The organism is Mesorhizobium sp. 128a, assembly GCF_053848025.1.
In genome coordinates, this window is the sequence record NZ_JBSPKY010000031.1 from 26,090 (window position 1) to 44,993 (window position 18,904).

Sequence of the window (18,904 nt, forward strand, 5' to 3'; positions counted from 1 at the left end):
TCAACAGATGGGGTGATTGGGGTCTCGCCCGAGCCCAGATGCGGGCGGCTGCTCCTGTCGGGGTGTTAGAACGTGGTCGCCTTGGAGCGCCACAAACATCGGGAAGGAGCAGCCATGAAGTATTTTGCTGGATTAGACGTATCTTTGGAAGAGACCGCGATTTGCGTCGTTGATGAGAGCAGTCGGATCGTGAAGGAAACACGAGCGGCGAGCGAACCGCAGGCCTTGTCCAATGCGTTGCGGAAGCTCGATCTGCCGCTGGAGCGCATCGGGCTGGAAGCGTGCTCGCTGACGGCCTGGCTTCACGATGGATTGTGCGCCGAAGGCCTGCCTGCGATCTGTATAGAGACGCGCCAGGCTAATGCGGCCATGAAGACGATGCCTAACAAGACCGATCGCAACGATGCCCGCGCGCTTGCGCAGATCATGCGCACGGGCTGGTATCGGCAGGTGCATGTGAAGAGCCGGCAATGCCGGTTATGGCGCGCACTGTTGGTAGCCCGCCACACGGTGCTGAACGAGATGCGCAGCATAGAGAATGTTGTGCGCGCCATCCTGCGCGAGGCCGGTATCAAGCTCGGCACGCCCTCGCGCACCGCCTTTGCTGATCGCGTGCGCGAGCTGGTCGGCGCCGACGCCGAGGCGATGGTGACGGTCGAACCGCTGCTTTCGATCCTCGGCTCCATGCTCAAGGAGTTCGCCCGCCTGACCAAGCAGGTTCCCGACATCGTCCGCAAGGAGGAAGTCTGTCGGCGACTGATGAGCGCGCCCGGCGTCGGGCCGATCACCGCGCTCACCTTCCGCGCCACGATCCACGATCGACCGGCCGGAGCGGTTCGGCTCCTCGCGGGCAGTGGGAGCGCATCTGGGGCTGACGCCAGCGCGATCCCAGTCCGGTGAAACCGACATTCAGGGCAAGGTCAGTCGTTGCGGCGACGAACTCGCCCGCACCGCCCTCTACGAGACAGCACATTCGCTACTCGTGCGCTCGAAGAAATGGTCGAGCTTGCGCGCCTGGGGCATGAACATCGCCAAACGTCGCGGCATGGCGCGAGCCCGCGTGGCGGTAGCCCGCAAGCTGGCCGTCATCCTGCATCGCATGTGGGCCGACGCAACCGAATTCCGCTTTGGAAAGGAAGCCGCCGGCCCCACATTGGCATGAAATAGGACAAGGAAAAAAAACGAACACAGACAGTGGTTCGCCCGAGAGGGTGATCCGGATCGTTCCCGTGGGGACGATGGGCAAGGCGATCTCGTTAGCAGGCACGATCCTGGGCGAATTCTCCAAGGTCGTTCAACAGATTGAGACGCCTCGCTCTCCCTGACCCCATCATGCGGCGGCTCCCCGCCGACCGCGAAGAGAAGCGAGTGACCCGCGGGGCGACATGATCCGGAAAGAAGACGGGAAAAGCTTGACCTCACCGACCCCAATCAGAGAAGCCTGCTAGCCGGGAAAAATTCATGGCAGGTGCATGCCGGCGCCTATTGGTGGGGCCTGCCGCGCTGCGATGCCGAAACGCTCGAGCTTTGCCTTCGCCCAATCCGACACGCTGCGATTGCGCCCCATCAAGCTCGCCGCGCGAGTGGTCGAGATGAAAACCCAGATCCGCCTGCACCTGCCGAGATCCTGCCCCGACCAGCGTATTCTGCGCATTGCCCTCGACCGCATCCCGCGGCTCGCGAAATAGCCACAGGGCGCAGACGCCGAAACGGACCCCCCGACCGCAACGTGCAAACCCCGCCTTCCATCACGACGGAACACCGCAGCGCCTGACGAGGCTTGTCAAAAGGCACCGCAACGGCGGCCAGACCGCCGCTCAGGCCGCCAAAACCTCATCGCCGTGCATCAAGACGGTCAGGTCGATGATACGGCACCGATGATACGGCGCCGCCGCTGGAAGTTCCAAGAGCATATATCCGACCGGCCGCTTTTTTAGACCAAGGCGACAAGCTTGATCGCGTATTTATGCAGGCACCGGCTCGGTGCTAAGTCAGGGCGTTGATCCTCGTCGAACTGCCGCAATAGTGAACGGAATCCGAGATAACGCGCTGCTGCCCCCCGGTACGGAGATTCAAATCGAGGACTGGTGGAAGTGGGATCTGGCAGCTAGCCATGAGCCGTACGCGTCACAGCCGAAGCAAGTCTGCCGAGATCCTGAAATCCTGAAACAACATCATCCGGCAGATGAGTTTTTTTCGTAACTGCAACCCTTCCGGAGCTGCTACGTGAAGTCCTGAGGGCTGCGGCGGCCAGTCCTTCGCCAAGTTTGGCACGATTGGGCCTGCTGTAACTGGCGATGAGGATCGAGCAAGTGCCGCATGGGCGGACAGCCCGCAGCCCGGCTAGACGTCTGAGTTAGCGACTATGTTAGCCATTTCCGGAAGGGTATCTTGGAGCAGGCCTATGACAGAACTTGAACTGCGTGCACACGAGGGCAACGTTAAGGCGGAGCGGCTTTCGACGGGTATGCTCGAATTCGACGGCCAACGCTACCTCGACGGCCGCGCTTCAGACCCGAGCGAGCTCGGTTGGATGCAGGGCGCGCCGCCACCCGTCGACAAGCGCGTTGCATTCGAGGGCGACAAGTTCTTCGAATTCCCGCAGGTGCGCTGGTCGCTTTCTCACATGCGCGAGCTTACGCCGACTGTGAACGTGCGGCGCCGGCGCGGCGGACCCTCGCCACTTGATCGCAGCGACAAGTTCACCGACCTTGGGGCCGTCACCTTCGCCGACCAGGATGCCCGCACTTGGCGCATCGATGATGCGCTTTTCGACACCTACACCGATGGAATCCTGGTGCTGCATCGCGGGCGCGTCGTGTATGAGCGCTACTTCGGCGCGCTTGAGCCGCACCTACCTCATGCGTGCCATTCGGTCACGAAGTCATATGCGGGCACTATGACTGCCGCGTTCGTACACGAAGGTGTGCTCGATGACGCGATGACGATCGCGCACTACCTGCCCGAGCTTCGCCGCTCGGCGTTCGAGGATGCCACCCTGCGTCAGGTCATGGACATGGAGACGAGTCTGGCCCACACTGAGGAGTACTCCGACAAGCACTCGGGCGTTTGGGCTTATGCGCGAGCCTGCGGCTGGCGGTCTCGGCCGTACGACTATGACGGTCCACGGACCATGTGCGATTACCTGCGCACCGTTAAGAAGGAGGGCGCTCACGGTGGAAGTTCCGATTATAAGACCATCAACACGGAAGTGATGACTTGGGTAATGGCGCGGGTGACGGGACGTTCCTTCGCACAACTGCTCCATGAACGCCTGTGGCTGCCGATCGGCTGCGAGGAGGACGGCTATGTTGTCGTCGATTCCGCCGGCATGCCCCTCGCCGGGAGCGGCTTGAGCGCGACCCTGCGTGACGTCGCCCGTTTCGGTGAGTTGATGCGGCGTGAGGGCGAGTGGGACGGAAAGCAGGTCATTCCCGCCTCCGCCGTGCACGACTTGCAAAGGGACAACCTCCCCAAGCTCCCAGGTGGCTGGTCGTATCGCAGCCAATGGTGGGTGCCGCATGACGAAATGGGCGCCTTAGAAGCCCGGGGCATCCACGGCCAGCGCCTGTATATCGCACCGAAGGCGGAAATGGTGATCGCGCACTTCGGCTCGCATCCGGTTGCGAGCGCCGCCGCTCAAGAGTCGATCATGACCCCGCTGATGCTATCACTTGGTCGGATACTGCGGGCATAGCGGCACGATGGGCAGGGCGCATTCCTGTGCATTTCATCGACGCACAGTGCAGCGCACGCCTTCGAAGTGGATCGAAGCGGTTGAGGACCAGAGCAAGGTCTTCTAGCCGGCTTCTCTGATTCGGTCGTTGAGGTCAGGATCTTCTGACATTTTCCGGACCATCTCGCCCCGCGTGTCACTCCCGTCTCTTCGCGGTCGACGTTTAGGACGCCGCATGATGCATACAGCGAACGTCTCAATCTGTTGAACTAGCCCGCTGCCGTTTTTCGGACTCAGACGTGACTGACCGGATCGCCCTGACCTACTGTCGCAGTGCTTTAGTCACCAGCCGCGTGAGACTTTTGCAGTAGGTCAATCTTCTGGCGGTGGCAACATTAGCGCGCGGTTCCGGTTTGGGCCGTCGATATCGTTTGGAGGCCGAGGGGCGGGAAGCGCGGTGGACGATCCGAAGATCGACATGCTGCCGACTTTCAAGCGCGGCCTGCGGTGGTGGAGCCCATGAATACCGCATCCGCAATCTAAGATAACACAATTTTTTCGATGAATTGCGTTTCGCAATGAAACTGAAACCAAGTTAGAGGAATTCGATGGCTACGAACGAGGATCCAATTTGGAAGATTGTAGATGCGAAAAGCACGGTTTGTTTTGATCTCAGCGACAAAATTTGGGATACGCCCGAACTGAACTATCAGGAACTCAGTGCTGCACATCTTCATGCAGAGCTACTGAGGCAAGAGGGCTTCGCAGTTCGACCGGGGATTGCCGGGATTCCGACCGCGTTGATGGGCGAAGCAGGGGAAGATGGCCCCGTCATAGCCGTGCTCGGAGAATACGACGCGTTGCCTGGGCTAAGCCAAGAAGCGGGCGTCTCGCAAGAGCGGCCGATCGTGGTGGGGGGATCAGGTCATGGCTGTGGCCACAATATGCTCGGAGCGGCGGCCCTTTTGGCTGCTTCTACAGTAAAAGAATGGCTGGAAGAAAACGGTATCCCGGGCCGTGTACGCTACTACGGCTGCCCCGCAGAAGAGGGCGGCTCCGCGAAGAGCTTTATGGTCAGGGACGGCGTTTTCGATGACGTCGACATCGCAATAACCTGGCATCCGGCGGCGTTTACCGGGGTCCTTGAAACCATTTCGCTGGCCTGCGTCGAAGTGGAATTTACTTTTAAAGGAAGGGCGTCGCACGCTTCGACAAGCCCCGAACTGGGCCGAAGCGCGCTGGATGCCGTCGAGTTGATGAACATTGGCGTAAACTACATGAGAGAGCATATGCCCTCAACGGCGCGGGTTCATTATGCGATGATTGATGGCGGCGGTATCGCGCCAAACGTAGTTCAATCGAGGGCCGTCGTGCGCCATCTGGTGCGTGCGGCAACACTCGGCGAAATGTGGCAGCTCTTGGACCGCGTCAAGAAAATCGCGCAAGGCGCCGCGCTGATGACCGAAACCGCAGTCGAGATAAAGCAGCTTTCCGGTGAAGCTAATCTTGTCCGAAATGCTCCGCTCGAAGCGGCTATGCATCGGAACTTGACTGCACTCGGGGGACCCCAGTTCGACGAAGCGGATAGGCGCTTCGCAGCCGAGATTCAAACGACGCTTTCGCGCGCAGCGATCACGGACTCATATGCTCAACTCGGGTTGACGGTGAAGGAGGAGGCCCTATCCACCAGTATTCATCCCCCCACGTGCGCAATATCGACTGCGCTTGGATCGACGGACGTCGGAACCGTGAGCTGGGCTGTACCTACCGTGCAGTGCTGGGTAGCGTGTTACGCCGTCGGAACGCCGTTCCATTCGTGGCAGCTCGTTGCGCAAGGAAAGGCTGAGGCGGCGCATAAGGGTGTAGCGTTTGCCGCCAAGGCAATGGCTGGCCTGGCAAGGGACCTTTTCACCGACAATGCGCTTTTGTCTGCGGCTAAGGCCGAGTTTCATCGCTTCAGAGCTGCCAACGAATTCAAAAACCCCGTTGGTCCCGAAGTGACACCGCCCCTTGCCATGGGTGTGGACTAAAGATGCAGGAAGCTTTCAATCACTAATGGCCAATCGCTGGCTTTGCAGAACGATAAGAGTTCAACGCCCAAGCTCTGCCTTATGGCGCGTGTTATTGGGGAAACTTAGTCGAGACTGCGCCCGTTTGTTCAGAGGGCGCCAGCTTCACGTCGGAATCCGCAGGAGGAGCGGTTTCGTGGCTGGCCAAGTCTACGTTTCTGACGGCCGTACGCACAAAACAGCTGCCGCTCCCGCCGTTGCGCCTTGATCTTGATTCACTGTCTGCGAGGGATCGCGGAGGCTGGCTCGTGCGGGTGACGCGGAGGACTTCGTCAATAAGTTGCGCTCGATGCGGGTAACGCCACATGTGGCGCAGAATACCAGCGGACGACGTTCTGTGATCGACTGGCGGACGACCCGGCACGGCGGCTATGTCGTCAGCCAGCGCATCCGCATTGAGAAGGCGTTCGGCTGAATCAAGATCATCGCAGGTTAGGAGAAGACGAAGTTCCGCGGGCGGCCGTGTCGGACTTCACCTTAGCGGGCTGGCGCCTACAACCTGGTGCGGCTGCCGAAACTGCTTGCGGTGCCGATATGAGTGCGCCGGCGGACTGCCAAATCGATTGGTCGCTGGCGCGTCGTTCAGGCCGATCTGTGGGATCACGGCTATCTCAACCTCGGCCCCGCCACGATCAGTATCAAGGTCGACAATAGTGGTGAGATCGCCTTTGGCGCACTGCAAGCCGGCCTCGATCTGAGCTTCAGCCCCACGATGGTCTTCTTCACATGGGCCGGCTTCGGCGAGATGGATGGCGACGAGGCAATCCAAAGAGCCAAACGGGACACTTCTTCAACATCCTGTTATTCAACTGCCAGGGGGCTCTTTTTCTGGCGCAAACGGTATGATTTGTACGTTAGTTCGCCCTCGAACCAACCACTTGGCAAGCGCCGCCTGATGAGAAAATCGTGTCGGCATTTCGCAGGAAAGCATCACGAAGCGCGCTGAAGAATATAGCCGAAATGGTTGCTTTGATATCTGTCACTACGCTGAGTTCGACAAAGCGACGCACTGCTGAATTACTCCCGTTTCAACTGCACATCCGGCCCATGTCGATTGGGGAATTGGTATGCAATTTCGTTTAAATCCTCATCCATCATCAATCTTGGGACGCGCAAAAAAGTCGCCTGAGGCTTTACTTTATTTCGATTGCGTGCCTGTCGCCTGCTGCCTAGACCTTAACAAACTATCGAAGCTGATGTGACGCACGTTCCGTGTGAGGGCCAGGATCAACGTTGCGGCATCCATCCGACGGGACTCGATCGACAACGTTGAATTGAAGAAGACCCGCTCCATAAGATAGCGCTGATCGTTTGCGCCACAAACCAAAAAAGGGGAACTGAAGCATGACAATCTCTCGACGCGAAATTATCAAAACGGGTTTGGCCGCCGGAGCGGCTTTATCGGTCCCTTCCATCCTCCGGGCGCAGACATCACCTACCTCCGACCGCACTGTCCGCATGGTGATGGGCAACCTCAGTGTGTTCGACCCGGTGGTTACGACGTCCGACTATACCCAGGACCATGCCGGGGCGATTTACGATACGCTTTTCGATGCCGATTCGAACCTTGAGCCGCATCCGCAGATGGTGGGTAAGTGGGACGTGTCCGACGACAAGAAGACCTACACTTTTGAGCTCCGCGATGGCTTGGGCTGGCACGACGGCACACCTGTCACCGCAGCGGACTGTGTGGCCTCGATCCGACGTTGGGGTCAAGTCGCTCCCGGCGGGCAGCTGCTTATGTCGCGGGCTAAAGATATCTCCAAGAAAGATGAGAAGACCTTTACCATCACGCTCAAGCAGCCGTTGGGGGCGCTGCTCCTCATCCTGGGCAACGGAGGCCCATTCATCATGCGCGAGAAGGATGCAAGTCTTTCTCCATCGGAGCAAGTGACCGCGAATATCGGATCGGGGCCGTTCATGTTCAATCACGCCCTTGCGAAGCCGGGCGCAAGCTTCACCTACGATCGCAATGCAAAATACGTTCCACGCAACGAGCCGGCCGACGGACTGTCCGGCGGGAAGGTCGTCAAGGTCGATCGTGTCATCTGGGACATCGGCTTATTCGCCGATAAGCAAACCGCCGTCGCTGCCTTGCAAGCAGGTGAGGTTGATTTCCTAGAGTCGCCGCCGGGAGATCTTCTGCCGGTCATCGAGAGCGATCCCAACCTGGAACTCCAGGTTCTGAACAAATGGGGCGAGGACATGTTCGTGCGCATGAATTGCCTGCAAAAGCCGTTCGACAATGTGAAGGCCCGCCAGGCTATGCTTCACCTAGTCGATCAGGAAGCTATGTTGCTCGCCGCGTATGGCAATCCAAAATACTTCCACACCGTCACTTCGATGTTTGGAAACGATACCGCGGTATCCAATGACGAAAATACAGGATGGTACAAAAGGGGCGGCGACCCCGAAAAGGCCAAGCAACTCTTCAAGGAGGCGGGATATGCAGGCGAGAAAGTCGTCATCCTTCAGCCAACGGACTGGGCGGAGGCAAGCAATGCCTCTCAGCTTCTCGCGGCCACATTGCGGAAGATTGGGGTTAATGCCGTACTTGCGCCAAGCGACTGGGGCGGGGTTGTCGCTCGTCGCGCGAAAAAGGAATCTGTTGAGAACGACGGCTGGAGCATCTTCATTACCAGCAATTCTGAAGCGAACTTCGGCCAAGTCATCACCGACAATATCCTGCCGATGAATGGCGAAAACGGTTGGTTCGGCTGGCCTAAGAGCGACGAATATGAGGCTCTTCGGCTCAAATGGGCGGATGTCGAAACGCTCGACGAGCGCAAGGCACTGGCCCGCAAGATGCAACGAATATGGTGGGACTATGTGCCCCAGGTTCAGATAGGGCAATTTGTCGTTCCAATCGCGCGCCGCAAGACGCTGACCGGCCTCATCGGCATGCCGTCTCGAAAACCTTTTTGGAACATGCAGAAGACTTCGGCCTGATGCCTAGCTACGTCCTTCGCAGGATGGTTTCAGCCATCGCCGTCATGGCGATGGTCGGAGCCTTTGTTTTCCTGCTCCTCAGGCTCGCGCCCGGCGACCCGGCGGCGATCATCGCCGGCAAGTCAGCGACGGCGGAGATGATAGCTGGCATTCGCGAGAAGCTCGGCCTCAACGATCCGATGCCGGTTCAGTTCATCCACTGGGTTCGCGACATGTTCGGTGGCGATTTCGGCACGTCGATCTTTGCTGGCCGACCGGTTCTGGAACTCATCGGGCAGCGGCTCGAGCCGACTCTTTCGCTGTCGATCTTGACCATGATCGTTTCGGTGTCGTTCGGGGTTTCCTTCGGCATCCTCGCCGCCTGGGGAGCCGGCGGCCTCATCGACCGCATGCTTTCAGCCTTCGCGGCACTTGGTTTTTCTGTCCCGGTCTTTGTCATCGGCTTTTTTTTCATATACTGGTTCGCGATCAGCATGCATTGGCTGCCGGTTCAGGGGTATCAGCCGATTGGCCAAGGCTTCGGGTCCTGGTTTGAGCACCTGGTCCTGCCGACCCTGGCTTTGAGTCTGGGCTATATTGCTTTCATCGCGCGGATCACGCGCGCGAGCATGCTGGAGGTTCTGTCGGAAGACTATATGCGAACGGCCGCTGCCAAGGGCGCGTCGTCCTACGCCATGCTTTTCCACCATGCCTTGAAGAATGCCGGGGTGCCGATCCTGACCGTGGTCGGCTTGTGTTTCGCCTATCTGGTCTCCGGCGTCGTCATCACGGAAACCGTGTTCAACATCCCCGGTGTCGGTCGCCTGACGGTCGATGCGATCAACAACCGTGACTATCCCATCATCCAGGGCGTGCTGATCCTTGCTTCGGGCATGTATGTCCTTGTCAATCTCACCGTCGATCTTGCCTATACCCTGATCGACCCTCGCATCCGGTATTGATATGACGCTTCTCTTTGCACCGGTTGAAGCCGTGCCGATAGGCCGCCTGCAGCTGTCGGACCTTCCCCGTCTTGCTAAGCGGCATCCGCTGGTCTTTGCGGGCGGCGGCCTCCTGGCGGTGTTGATCATTCTGGCGCTTGCAGCGCCATTGTACGCCGGCGATCCGGTGAACATGGACCCGTTCAAACGCCTTCAGCCGTCTTCCGCCGAGATGTGGTTCGGGAGCGACAATCTGGGCCGCGACGTGTTTGCGCGAACAATGTTCGGCACCCGGATCTCGCTTATGGTGGGATTGATATCGGCGGCCTGCGCGGCTTTGGGCGGGCTGATGATCGGCATCCTTGCCGGATACAGCCGCGCCTTCGACAATGTCGCGATGCGGGTGATGGATGGCCTGATGTCGATCCCGACGATCTTGCTGGCTATTGCGCTGATATCCCTGACCGGTCCCGGCATCGGCATCCTCATCGTCGCTATCGCCATTCCCGAGCTGCCCGGTGTCGCGCGGCTGGTTCGGTCGGTGGTTCTGAGTGTGCGTGAGCGTCCCTATGTCGAGGCAGCGATTTGCGGCGGCGCCCGCCTGCCGAAGGTGCTTTGGCGGCATATCCTGCCGAGCACCATTCCGGCCCTTATGGTCCAGGGCGCCAATGTGTGTGCCAGTGCGATCCTGACCGAAGCGGGCCTGAGCTTTTTGGGCGTCGGCGTGCCGCCCGAGATCCCAAGCTGGGGCAACATGATTGCCAGTTCGCGCCTCTATCTCGCCATCGCGCCAATGACGATCTTTGCTCCCGGCATCTGCCTTGCCGTCACGGTCCTTGCCGTCAACCTGCTCGGAGATGGCTTACGCGACCTGTTCGACCCTCGTGGGAAGCGGAGGCGCTGACATGCAGATGCATACGACGATAGGCAATGACGTCCTGCTCGAGGTCAGAGACCTCGAGACCCACTTTTACGGCGAGGAAAGCGTCACCCGCGCGCTGGGCGGCATCAGCTTCCAGGTTAAGAGGGGGGAAACGCTCGGCGTTGTCGGCGAATCCGGATGCGGCAAGAGCGTCACTGCTCTTTCCATTCTCCGCCTGCTGCCCAAGCAGAGCGCCAAGACCGTCGGCGGCGAGATCCGCTTTCATGGGCGCGACCTCCTGAAACTCTCTGAACGCGAGATGCGAGGAATCCGTGGCAACCGGATCGCCATGATCTTCCAGGAGCCGATGACCAGCCTCAACCCGGTTTACACCGTCGGTCACCAGATCGCCGAGGCAGTTCAGATCCACACCAAGGCCACCAAATCAGACGCCATGGCCAAGGCTCAAGAGTTGCTCCGTCTCGTGCGCATCTCGGATCCCGAGCGCCGGGTCAACAACTATCCCCACGAAATGTCGGGCGGCATGCGCCAGCGCGCCATGATCGCCATGGCGCTTGCCTGTTCACCGGAACTGTTGATTGCCGATGAGCCAACGACGGCGCTTGACGTCACCATCCAGGCGCAGATCCTGCGGCTGGTGGTTGAACTGAAGGAGCGCACGGGAACGGCGGTCATGTTCATCACCCATGATCTGGGCGTCGTCGCCGAGACATGCCAACGCGTGATTGTCATGTATGCCGGCCGCATCGTGGAGCAAGCGAGCGTCGTTGATCTGTTCGCGCGCCCCTCGCACCCTTACACCCAGGGCCTTATGCGCTCCGTTCCCGATCGGCGGCGCGGCCGACAGCGCCGCCTGCCGGAAATCCCTGGTATCGTGCCCACCCTGCGCGAGCCGATCGTCGGATGCAGCTTCGCGCCGCGCTGTCCGTTCGCGATAGACATTTGCCGCGAGAAGACGCCTGTCATGCTTGACGTCGGGCTGGGCCACACCGCCGCCTGCTGGCGCGCCGAAGAGGTGGTGGGCGCATGAGCGGTCCTTTGCTGAAAGTCGAGAACCTGACCAAGCATTATCCGCTCGGTGCGGGGTTCCTAAAGAAGACCATCCCGGTGGTGCGGGCGGTAGAGGATGTATCCTTCTCGGTCGAGGCTGGCGAGACGCTCTGCATCGTCGGCGAATCCGGCTGCGGCAAGTCGACGGTCGCGCGGCTCCTGATGCGGCTGACCGAACCGACGGCGGGGCGCGTGCTGATCGACGGGACCGACATTGCGGGTCTCAAGAAGCATGAGCTTCGCGCCTGGCGCCGGCGGATGCAGATGGTCTTCCAGGATCCTTACTCGTCGCTCAATCCACGCCTTACGGCTGGACAGATCATCACCGAACCCGTCGAGAACTTTGAGCGCCTCAGCCGAAAGCAGCGCAAGGCGCTTGCGGCGGAACTTCTGCGAAAAGTCGGTATGTCGCCCGAAATGATGGACAGGCTGCCGTCCGAACTGTCGGGCGGCCAGAGGCAGCGGCTCGGCATCGCGCGTGCTCTGGCCCTCAATCCCTCGCTCATCATCGCCGACGAGGCTGTCTCAGCCCTTGACGTCTCCGTGCAGGCACAGATCCTGAATCTGCTTCTGGATCTCCAACAGCAGATGGGCATCGCCTTTGTCTTCATCTCGCATGACCTTGGCGTCGTCGAGCACATCGGCCATCGCGTCGCGGTCATGTACCTGGGGCGGATCGTCGAACTCGCCTCGTGCGAGGCGCTGTTCGCCAGGCCTGTCCACCCTTACACCGAGGCGCTGATCGCGGCGGCTCCTATACCGGATCCAACGCGAGTTCGGCTGGAGGCTCCCGTCGAGGGCGAGGTGCCGAGCCCGATCAATCCACCAAGAGGGTGCGCGTTTCATCCGCGCTGCCCGCTCGCGGTCGAACGTTGCCGCATCGAAGTGCCGCCTTTGGTGCCGATGGCCGGCGGCCGCATCGTCGCCTGTCATGTGCGCGCTCCGGCCGCAGGCATTCCGGGAGAGCCCGGTGTGGCCGCCGATCGTTCGCTGACTGAGGCATAGCCACAGACCTTTCAATCGCGATCGATGAGCACTGCGGTGCGGTAATAAGAACAGTGAAAATCATGCCGATACGGCAACCAAGAATACAGAGGGATAAGCCATGCAATACCACTCAGACCAAAAGAAAATCCATCCGGCTCAGCGGGAGGATGGCTATGATGTGGTTGGTTCGACTGAAACAAATGTTGCCGACGGCTTCACGATGGTAGCGGTTGGCGACCTCATTTTGTCGCGGCCACTGACCAATGGCAATCATCAGGGTTTTGGAGACGTCGTCAAAATCCTGCGGGATGCTGATGCCACATTCGGCAACATGGAAACCCTGATCTTCGATAGCCGGTCATTCAAGGGAAGCCCGCAGGCTGAATACGGCGGTGCGTATCACGTCAGCGTGCCACAGCTTGGACCTGATCTGAAGGCAATGGGGTTCAATCTAATGAGCCGCGCAAACAATCATACACTTGATTGGGGCCTTGAGGGCATGCGCGAGACGAGCCGGGTGCTCGATGAGAGCGGTGTAGTCCATGCAGGTGCCGGCGAGAATCTCGCACAAGCCGGCGCCGCTCGCTTTTTGGAAACTCCACGGGGTCGCGTGGCACTGCTTTCGTTTTGTACAACGTTTATGCCGATGTCTCCCGCATGCGCTCCCGCCGGAGAGGCACCCGGCAGACCCGGACTCAACCCCCTTCGTTTGGCGGAAAGTATCGTGGTTCCGCCGGAGATATTTAAAAACTTAAGGCAACTGCGCGACGCATTGCCCGGTTACAAGCTCGACGATGGCGACCCAGCCAAGGTCGCGGTCGCAGGAGCGACGTTCAAGCCGGGCGTCAAGGCAGCATATAGCTACGAACCCAATCCAGGCGATGTCGCCGAAATCCTACGGAACGTTCGCCAAGGAAAGCAGTTCGCTGACTTCTGCGTGGCTACAAACCACGGTCACGAGCCGAATTGGAGCCACGAAGTAAGCCAGGAGCCGGCGGACTACGAGCAAGCCTTTGCGCATACGCTAATTGATGCCGGGGCCGATGCATATGTCGGACATGGGCCGCACCTGTTGCGAGGAATAGAAATCTACAAAGGTCGCCCGATCTTGTATAGTTTAGGAAATTTTTTCTTTGATGACCTACGAACGCCGGTCGGGGCGGATATGTTCACCGCCTACGGCAAAGACCCGCGAAGCGGCACCGATGCTGAGGTGACAGTTGACGAACAAGCGAAGGGATACCCCACGGCGGACGGCTTTGTGGGGGCGCTCTCACGGGCTGTTATCTACGAGAGCATCATAACGGTAAGCCGATTTGAGCAGAACCAGCTCGCGGAATTGCGACTGCTTCCGATCGAGCTTGGCTTCTCCAAAAGGTTTGCCAATCGCGGTATTCCGCGGCTAGCTACCGGCCAACAAGCAAGGGCTATTCTGGAGCGTATGCAGAAGCTCTCGGAGCCGTTTGGGACCAAAATAGACATTGATGTCGACGTTGGAGTGATCAGATTGAGTCCGGCCTTGCCGGGATGACGCGGCTCGGATGCGCCAAATCTAATCGTGTCGGCTCGCAAAACCGAAAGCTCGGAGGTAGGGGGTCGTTTTTCGACTTTGAAAGGAAGGCCCGGAATGTGATTCCTTCGCCGTGAAAGCCATCCCTGATTCGCTCCCGATCGATCTTGCTGCCGCCGACGCTTTAATGCCCATGAACGCGCCGCACGTGTGGGGCAGAGGCCGTTGCGGTGCGTGGCCGACCCATCGGCTGATTAAAGACCCATGTGGTTGACGCCGAACGCCTGCACGGCGACGACACCACCGTGCCGGCCTGCGGCAAGACCGATACTGCGTGTATCTCGACCTACGTCAGAGATGGTCGGTCATTTCGGGGGCATCACCGCCGGCAGCGGCCTATTTTGCCTCGCGTGATCGGTGGCAGGAATACCGAGCGCCACCTCAGACCTTCATCGCCATTCTGCAGCCGCATCGCAAAGCGTCGGCGTGGTCCGTAGCCGCCGCTGGGTAGCAAGCTCAGGGGGCAACACAAGCCTCGTGAACGACCGAGGCATGCCATGGCGATTGCGGCGCTCGATTTCCAACCCGCGTGCACATCCCGGTCTGAGCGGCGGACGAGTCCGTCGCTGTGCATCGCGCAGCGTTTTTTCCAATGCCCGAAAATAGGTAACCCCGCGCTTGAGGTTATTTCAACTGCGAGGCGCAGTAACGATCCTTATAGTCCAAATCAAGCAGTCGCTTCTAACGGAACTCGCTCAGAAGAAAGGGGGTAATTGCTCATGCACCATATGAGGATGAATTGGCTAGTCGGCGCGCATTGTATTGGAGCTTGGAAAACCATAGGAAGTCGATCGCCGCGAAAACTCACAGCGGCCCCAACCTCCCGACGCAGGGGCCGGCGCTAAACCGGCTCTCGCGTCTGCTCGGGCACGCAACCCTCATTGCCACGCACGAACTTAATGTGATGCGTGACACGACTGACCGCATGCCCGATGTAGCTAGGCCGCTTTGACCGACAGCGTGGGCTCAAATGAACGCGGGATCAACCGCGTTACCCCTACACGAAAGCGCTGCTTTCAGCCAAGGGGAGTTTGATCCCATAAAGTTCAAGGCGAAGCGCCGAGCCTGAGAAGCGGCCGCGGGCTGCGAGTTCCACACGCGCTGCGCGATTCCCAGCCGCGCTGTGTGAGGGATGCGCTGACGATTGCAACAGCCGGTGCGGGCCTGTTGCCCTGCCATTTCCCGTTGAATACCGAAGCTGCTGCCGCAGCCGCTACAGTCAAAAAGGATCGCATGATGGAAGATATCCGTGTAGTCGCCGATTTCCCTCGCAAAGTACGCGAGATGGAGAATGTCTGGATCCCGATGCCAGACGGGGTGAAGCTCGCTGCCCGGATCTGGCTGCCGGAAGATGCCGACGCAGACCCCGTACCTGCGATCCTGGAATATCTGCCCTACCGCAAACGCGACTGGACGGCTGAACGCGACGCGCTCACCCACCCCTATTTCGCTGGCCATGGCTATGCAGGTGTTCGTGTCGATATGCGCGGCTCCGGCGACAGCGAAGGCATCTGCAAGGGGGAATATCTCAAGCAGGAGCAGGACGACTGCCTGACGGTGATTGACTGGCTGACACGGCAACCCTGGTGCTCGGGCCGCGTTGGCATGATAGGCATCTCCTGGGGCGGGTTCAACGGCTTGCAGGTCGCCGCCCGCCGGCCGCCGGCACTCAAGGCGGTAATCTCGATCTGTTCCACCGATGATCGCTACAACGATGACTGCCACTATCTCGGCGGTGCGCAAATGTGCAGTAATTTGTCGTGGGGCGCGACAGCCTGGGCAGTAGCCACGGCCCCGCCTGACCCGGCGCTCGTTGGGGAGCGCTGGCGTGAGATGTGGGAGCAGCGGCTCAACGGCAACGGCGTCTGGCTGCAGGATTGGTTCGAGCACCAGCGCCGGGACGATTTCTATAAGCACGGCTCTATTTGCGAGGACTACACCGAAGTCGAGGTTCCTGTCTATGCCGTGAGCGGCTGGGCGGACACCTATCCCAACCCGGTTTTTCGCATGCTTGAGAACCTGCCAGGATCTCGCAAGGGCTTGATTGGCCCTTGGGGTCATAAGTACCCACACTTCGCCACACCAGGACCACGCATCGGCTTCCTCCAGGAATGCCTGCGCTGGTGGGACCACTATCTGAAAGACCTTGAAACCGGCATTGCAGACGAGCCAATGTTGCGCGCCTGGATGCAGGATTCCTTCTATCCCGCACCCATGTATCTCGAACGACCTGGCCGCTGGGTGGCTGAGTCCTCCTGGCCCGCACCGAGTATCGTCGAACACCGACTAGCGCTTTTACCGGGCCGTCTTGCCGAACACGATAGCAGCGACGAAGTCCTCACGATCTGTTCGCCGTCCACAGCTGGGCTGTCATCCGGCGCCTGGTGCGCCGACGGCATGGTGCCGACGCTGCCGATCGACCAGCGCATGGAAGGCGACAGCGCGTTGGTATTCGAAACTGAGCCTCTTGCGGAGGCAGTCGAAATTCTGGGCTTCCCGGAACTCGAGGTGACACTCGTCTCTGATCTGCCGGTTGCAATTCTGTCAGCTACGCTGTCGCTCGGGCTGGAAGACGGAGCAGCCGTCCTAGTCAGCTATGGTATCCTGAACTTGACCCATCGACACGACGACCTTGAACTTGTGCCGATGACGCCGGGCAGGCCGGAAGCGATCCGCATGAAATTGCGTTGCTGCGGACAGCGTTTCGAAAAAGGCCAACGAATTCGGCTCGCCATCGCTACCAGCCATTGGCCTATCGTTTTTCCCGGTCCAGAGAGGACAACTCTCTCGATACATTGTACCGGCAGCAGGCTGATTTTGCCGGTGCGGAAAAGGAATGATCTGGACGCCAAACTGGCGCCGTTCGCAGGGTCCGAAAGCGCGCAGCCGATGGCGCAGGACGTCATCATACCCGGTGAACCTTTCTATCGGCAGCTAACCACGGACCAAATCACCGGAGAAACCACGTTCCGCCTCATTAGCGACACGGGCACCGTGCTACACCCGCACACCGGAATGATCGTTTCGGCCAGGCATATCGACACATTTACCGTGCATCCCGACGATCCGAACACGGCGCGTGGCACCTGCACTCGGGAAGAGACCTACGCTCGCGGCGACTGGAAGGTTCGCCTCGCGATCTCAGCCACAGTGCACGCGCTGCGGGACGTATGGCGCATCGAGACACGCATTGTCGCACAGGGCGGCGAGGAGCTTGTCTTGGAACGCGAAGAGGTCAAGGAGTTCGCTCGCGATCTCAATTGACGTACCAAAAGTCATTCCCGCTCGGGTCGGCGCCGTAGCGCGACGACCGGGATCAGGAATGAACGTTTTTCCGGCCGGTGAAGGCCGGTCAGGGGTTCGTCGATCTCGAGGGAAATCCGGAGACCATCGCGGAAACAGCTCAAGCGTTTCGTGATGTCGTCGCTGAGGAGGGACGGTCTTGCGCGCAGGCGCATGCGTTCGAATGATAACCGCTGCGCGGCCGCTTGTCTCGCCGCCAGCTCGTCTTCAGTCGCAGCGGCCTCCGAATGCTCCAGCTGTGACTCCATCTGGTAAAGCAGCCGCGCCTGCTCGCCGAGCGGCTGCCCTAGAGCGGGATGAGATTTGTAAGAGTCGTGGGATTCCCAAATCATCGCAGTTCTGATTGAACTAAACCGCTGCCGCGGTAGCTGATGCGCCGGTCTGGCCTGAGGAGGTCCCTGTCTGAGAAGATTTGGTGTCGAGCCAACCTTCCAGACAGGAGAACCCCAGATGGCCCAGATAAGCCCTCTGCGTCAGCGGATGATTGAAGATCTGACGATCCGCAATTTGTCACCGGAGACCCAGCGATCCTACGTGCATCACGTGGCGAAGTTCAGTCGATTTTTTGGACGATCACCCGATCAATTGGGATACGAAGAGGTGCGCGCCTATCGGGCCCACTTGGTGGGCCGAAGGGTCTCGTGGGGCGCGTTGAACCAGACCGTTTGCGCCTTGCGTTTCTTCTACGGCGTGACGCTGGGTCGATCTGATCTGCCTGAGCGAATCGCTTACGCCCGGACGCCGCGCAAGTTGCCGGTCGTGCTGAGCGCCGATGAGGTGGTCGGCTTTCTGCAGGCCGGGCGATGGCTGTTTCCCCGGCGCGATGGCCGCGGCCCGATCCACCCACAGACCTTGGGGATCGCATGTCGAGCAGCCTGCGGGTTCCTGGGCGTTGAGAAGCGGGTGACGGTGCACACCCTTCGCCACAGCTTCGCCACCCACCTTTTGGAAGCCGGCACGGACATAAGGATCATTCAGGTGCTGCGGGCCATCGCAGCCTGGCGACGACGACACTGTACGCCCAGGTCTCAACGGCTGTGATCGGCCGGACCGCCAGTCCTTTTGACCAACTCCACATGGAGATCACGCCCCCGGCTGAGCCGCGCGCCATCCGCCGGATCTGGAAGTGGCGGATATATTCCACCGTCACGGGGCTGATTATCGCCGCGACCATGCCGGCCATCTCGGGCGTGTCGAGCGCCGGGTCATGGCCGCGGTGGAGGCGTGCCGGACCGCGGCCCTGGGCGGTCACGCCGAACAGTGCACCGACTGCGGCCTCGTGCGGCAAGCCTATAACTCCTGCCGCAACCGCCACTGCCCTAAATGCCAAGGCCTAGCCCGCGCCCAGTGGCTGGCCGAGCGGCAGGCTGAGCTGCTGCCGGTCCCATACTTCCACGTGGTCTTCACCGTTCCGGCCAATCGCTGAGATCTATAGCGCGACAAACCGGGAGAGAGGAGCGCGTCAATCTGGATGAGAATCTAGTGTCGCGGCGGTGG

General features: G+C 60.0%; 11 protein-coding genes and 6 pseudogenes. 16 read left to right on the forward strand and 1 reads right to left on the reverse strand.

Annotation, left to right across the window (positions count from 1 at the left end):
• Positions 1 to 114: 114 nt before the first annotated feature.
• The 14 genes and pseudogenes from ACWTU9_RS30705 (at position 115) to ACWTU9_RS30770 (ending at position 17,368) form a co-directional block, all read left to right on the forward strand.
• Positions 115 to 1,162, forward strand: a pseudogene (locus ACWTU9_RS30705) (IS110 family RNA-guided transposase).
• A 306-nt stretch (positions 1,163 to 1,468) separates the two neighbouring features.
• A pseudogene (locus ACWTU9_RS30710) lies at positions 1,469 to 1,688 on the forward strand (transposase); the annotation flags it as partial.
• A 716-nt stretch (positions 1,689 to 2,404) separates the two neighbouring features.
• The gene (locus tag ACWTU9_RS30715) at positions 2,405 to 3,697 is read left to right on the forward strand and encodes a serine hydrolase domain-containing protein (RefSeq protein WP_455861587.1); all 1,293 of its coding nucleotides are present in this window, start codon (positions 2,405 to 2,407) and stop codon (positions 3,695 to 3,697) included.
• A 587-nt stretch (positions 3,698 to 4,284) separates the two neighbouring features.
• Entirely contained in the window at positions 4,285 to 5,706 is a 1,422-nt protein-coding gene (locus ACWTU9_RS30720) for a M20 family metallopeptidase (RefSeq protein ID WP_455861588.1), read from the forward strand.
• A 295-nt stretch (positions 5,707 to 6,001) separates the two neighbouring features.
• Positions 6,002 to 6,283 (forward strand): annotated as a pseudogene (locus tag ACWTU9_RS30725) (IS5/IS1182 family transposase); the annotation flags it as partial.
• Positions 6,284 to 6,691, forward strand: a complete 408-nt coding sequence (locus ACWTU9_RS30730; RefSeq protein WP_455861589.1) for a hypothetical protein — start codon at positions 6,284 to 6,286, stop codon at positions 6,689 to 6,691. It begins immediately after the preceding pseudogene.
• A gap of 398 nt (positions 6,692 to 7,089) precedes the next feature.
• On the forward strand, positions 7,090 to 8,694 hold the full coding sequence (locus tag ACWTU9_RS30735; RefSeq protein ID WP_455861590.1) for an ABC transporter substrate-binding protein: 1,605 nt from the start codon (positions 7,090 to 7,092) through the stop codon (positions 8,692 to 8,694).
• On the forward strand, positions 8,694 to 9,635 hold the full coding sequence (locus ACWTU9_RS30740) for an ABC transporter permease (RefSeq protein WP_455861591.1): 942 nt from the start codon (positions 8,694 to 8,696) through the stop codon (positions 9,633 to 9,635). The genes ACWTU9_RS30735 and ACWTU9_RS30740 overlap by 1 nt, the downstream gene beginning before the upstream one ends.
• A gap of 1 nt (position 9,636) precedes the next feature.
• Positions 9,637 to 10,518 (forward strand): ABC transporter permease, encoded by an 882-nt coding sequence (locus ACWTU9_RS30745; protein WP_455861592.1) that lies wholly within the window; start codon positions 9,637 to 9,639, stop codon positions 10,516 to 10,518.
• 1 nt (position 10,519) lies between these two features.
• Entirely contained in the window at positions 10,520 to 11,527 is a 1,008-nt protein-coding gene (locus ACWTU9_RS30750) for an ABC transporter ATP-binding protein (protein WP_455861600.1), read from the forward strand.
• The gene (locus ACWTU9_RS30755) at positions 11,524 to 12,552 is read left to right on the forward strand and encodes an ABC transporter ATP-binding protein (protein WP_455861593.1); all 1,029 of its coding nucleotides are present in this window, start codon (positions 11,524 to 11,526) and stop codon (positions 12,550 to 12,552) included. Before ACWTU9_RS30750 ends, ACWTU9_RS30755 begins: the two co-directional genes overlap by 4 nt.
• A gap of 100 nt (positions 12,553 to 12,652) precedes the next feature.
• Positions 12,653 to 14,065: a CapA family protein gene (locus ACWTU9_RS30760; protein WP_455861594.1), complete on the forward strand. Its 1,413-nt coding sequence runs from the start codon at positions 12,653 to 12,655 to the stop codon at positions 14,063 to 14,065.
• Between the two features lie 242 nt (positions 14,066 to 14,307).
• Positions 14,308 to 14,487, forward strand: a pseudogene (locus ACWTU9_RS30765) (IS66 family transposase); the annotation flags it as partial.
• Positions 14,488 to 15,229: 742 nt separating this feature from the next.
• Positions 15,230 to 17,368: a CocE/NonD family hydrolase gene (locus tag ACWTU9_RS30770; RefSeq protein ID WP_455861595.1), complete on the forward strand. Its 2,139-nt coding sequence runs from the start codon at positions 15,230 to 15,232 to the stop codon at positions 17,366 to 17,368.
• An 11-nt stretch (positions 17,369 to 17,379) separates the two neighbouring features.
• Here ACWTU9_RS30770 and ACWTU9_RS30775 read toward each other — a convergent pair whose 3' ends face one another.
• Complete coding sequence (locus ACWTU9_RS30775) at positions 17,380 to 17,739, reverse strand: hypothetical protein (protein ID WP_455861596.1); 360 nt, start codon at positions 17,737 to 17,739, stop codon at positions 17,380 to 17,382.
• A 118-nt stretch (positions 17,740 to 17,857) separates the two neighbouring features.
• On the opposite strand from ACWTU9_RS30775, the pseudogene ACWTU9_RS30780 reads away from it, so the two are divergent.
• Both ACWTU9_RS30780 and ACWTU9_RS30785 read left to right on the forward strand, forming a co-directional pair.
• A pseudogene (locus tag ACWTU9_RS30780) lies at positions 17,858 to 18,504 on the forward strand (tyrosine-type recombinase/integrase); the annotation flags it as partial.
• 23 nt (positions 18,505 to 18,527) lie between these two features.
• Positions 18,528 to 18,821, forward strand: a pseudogene (locus ACWTU9_RS30785) (IS91 family transposase); the annotation flags it as partial.
• Positions 18,822 to 18,904: the final 83 nt, after the last annotated feature.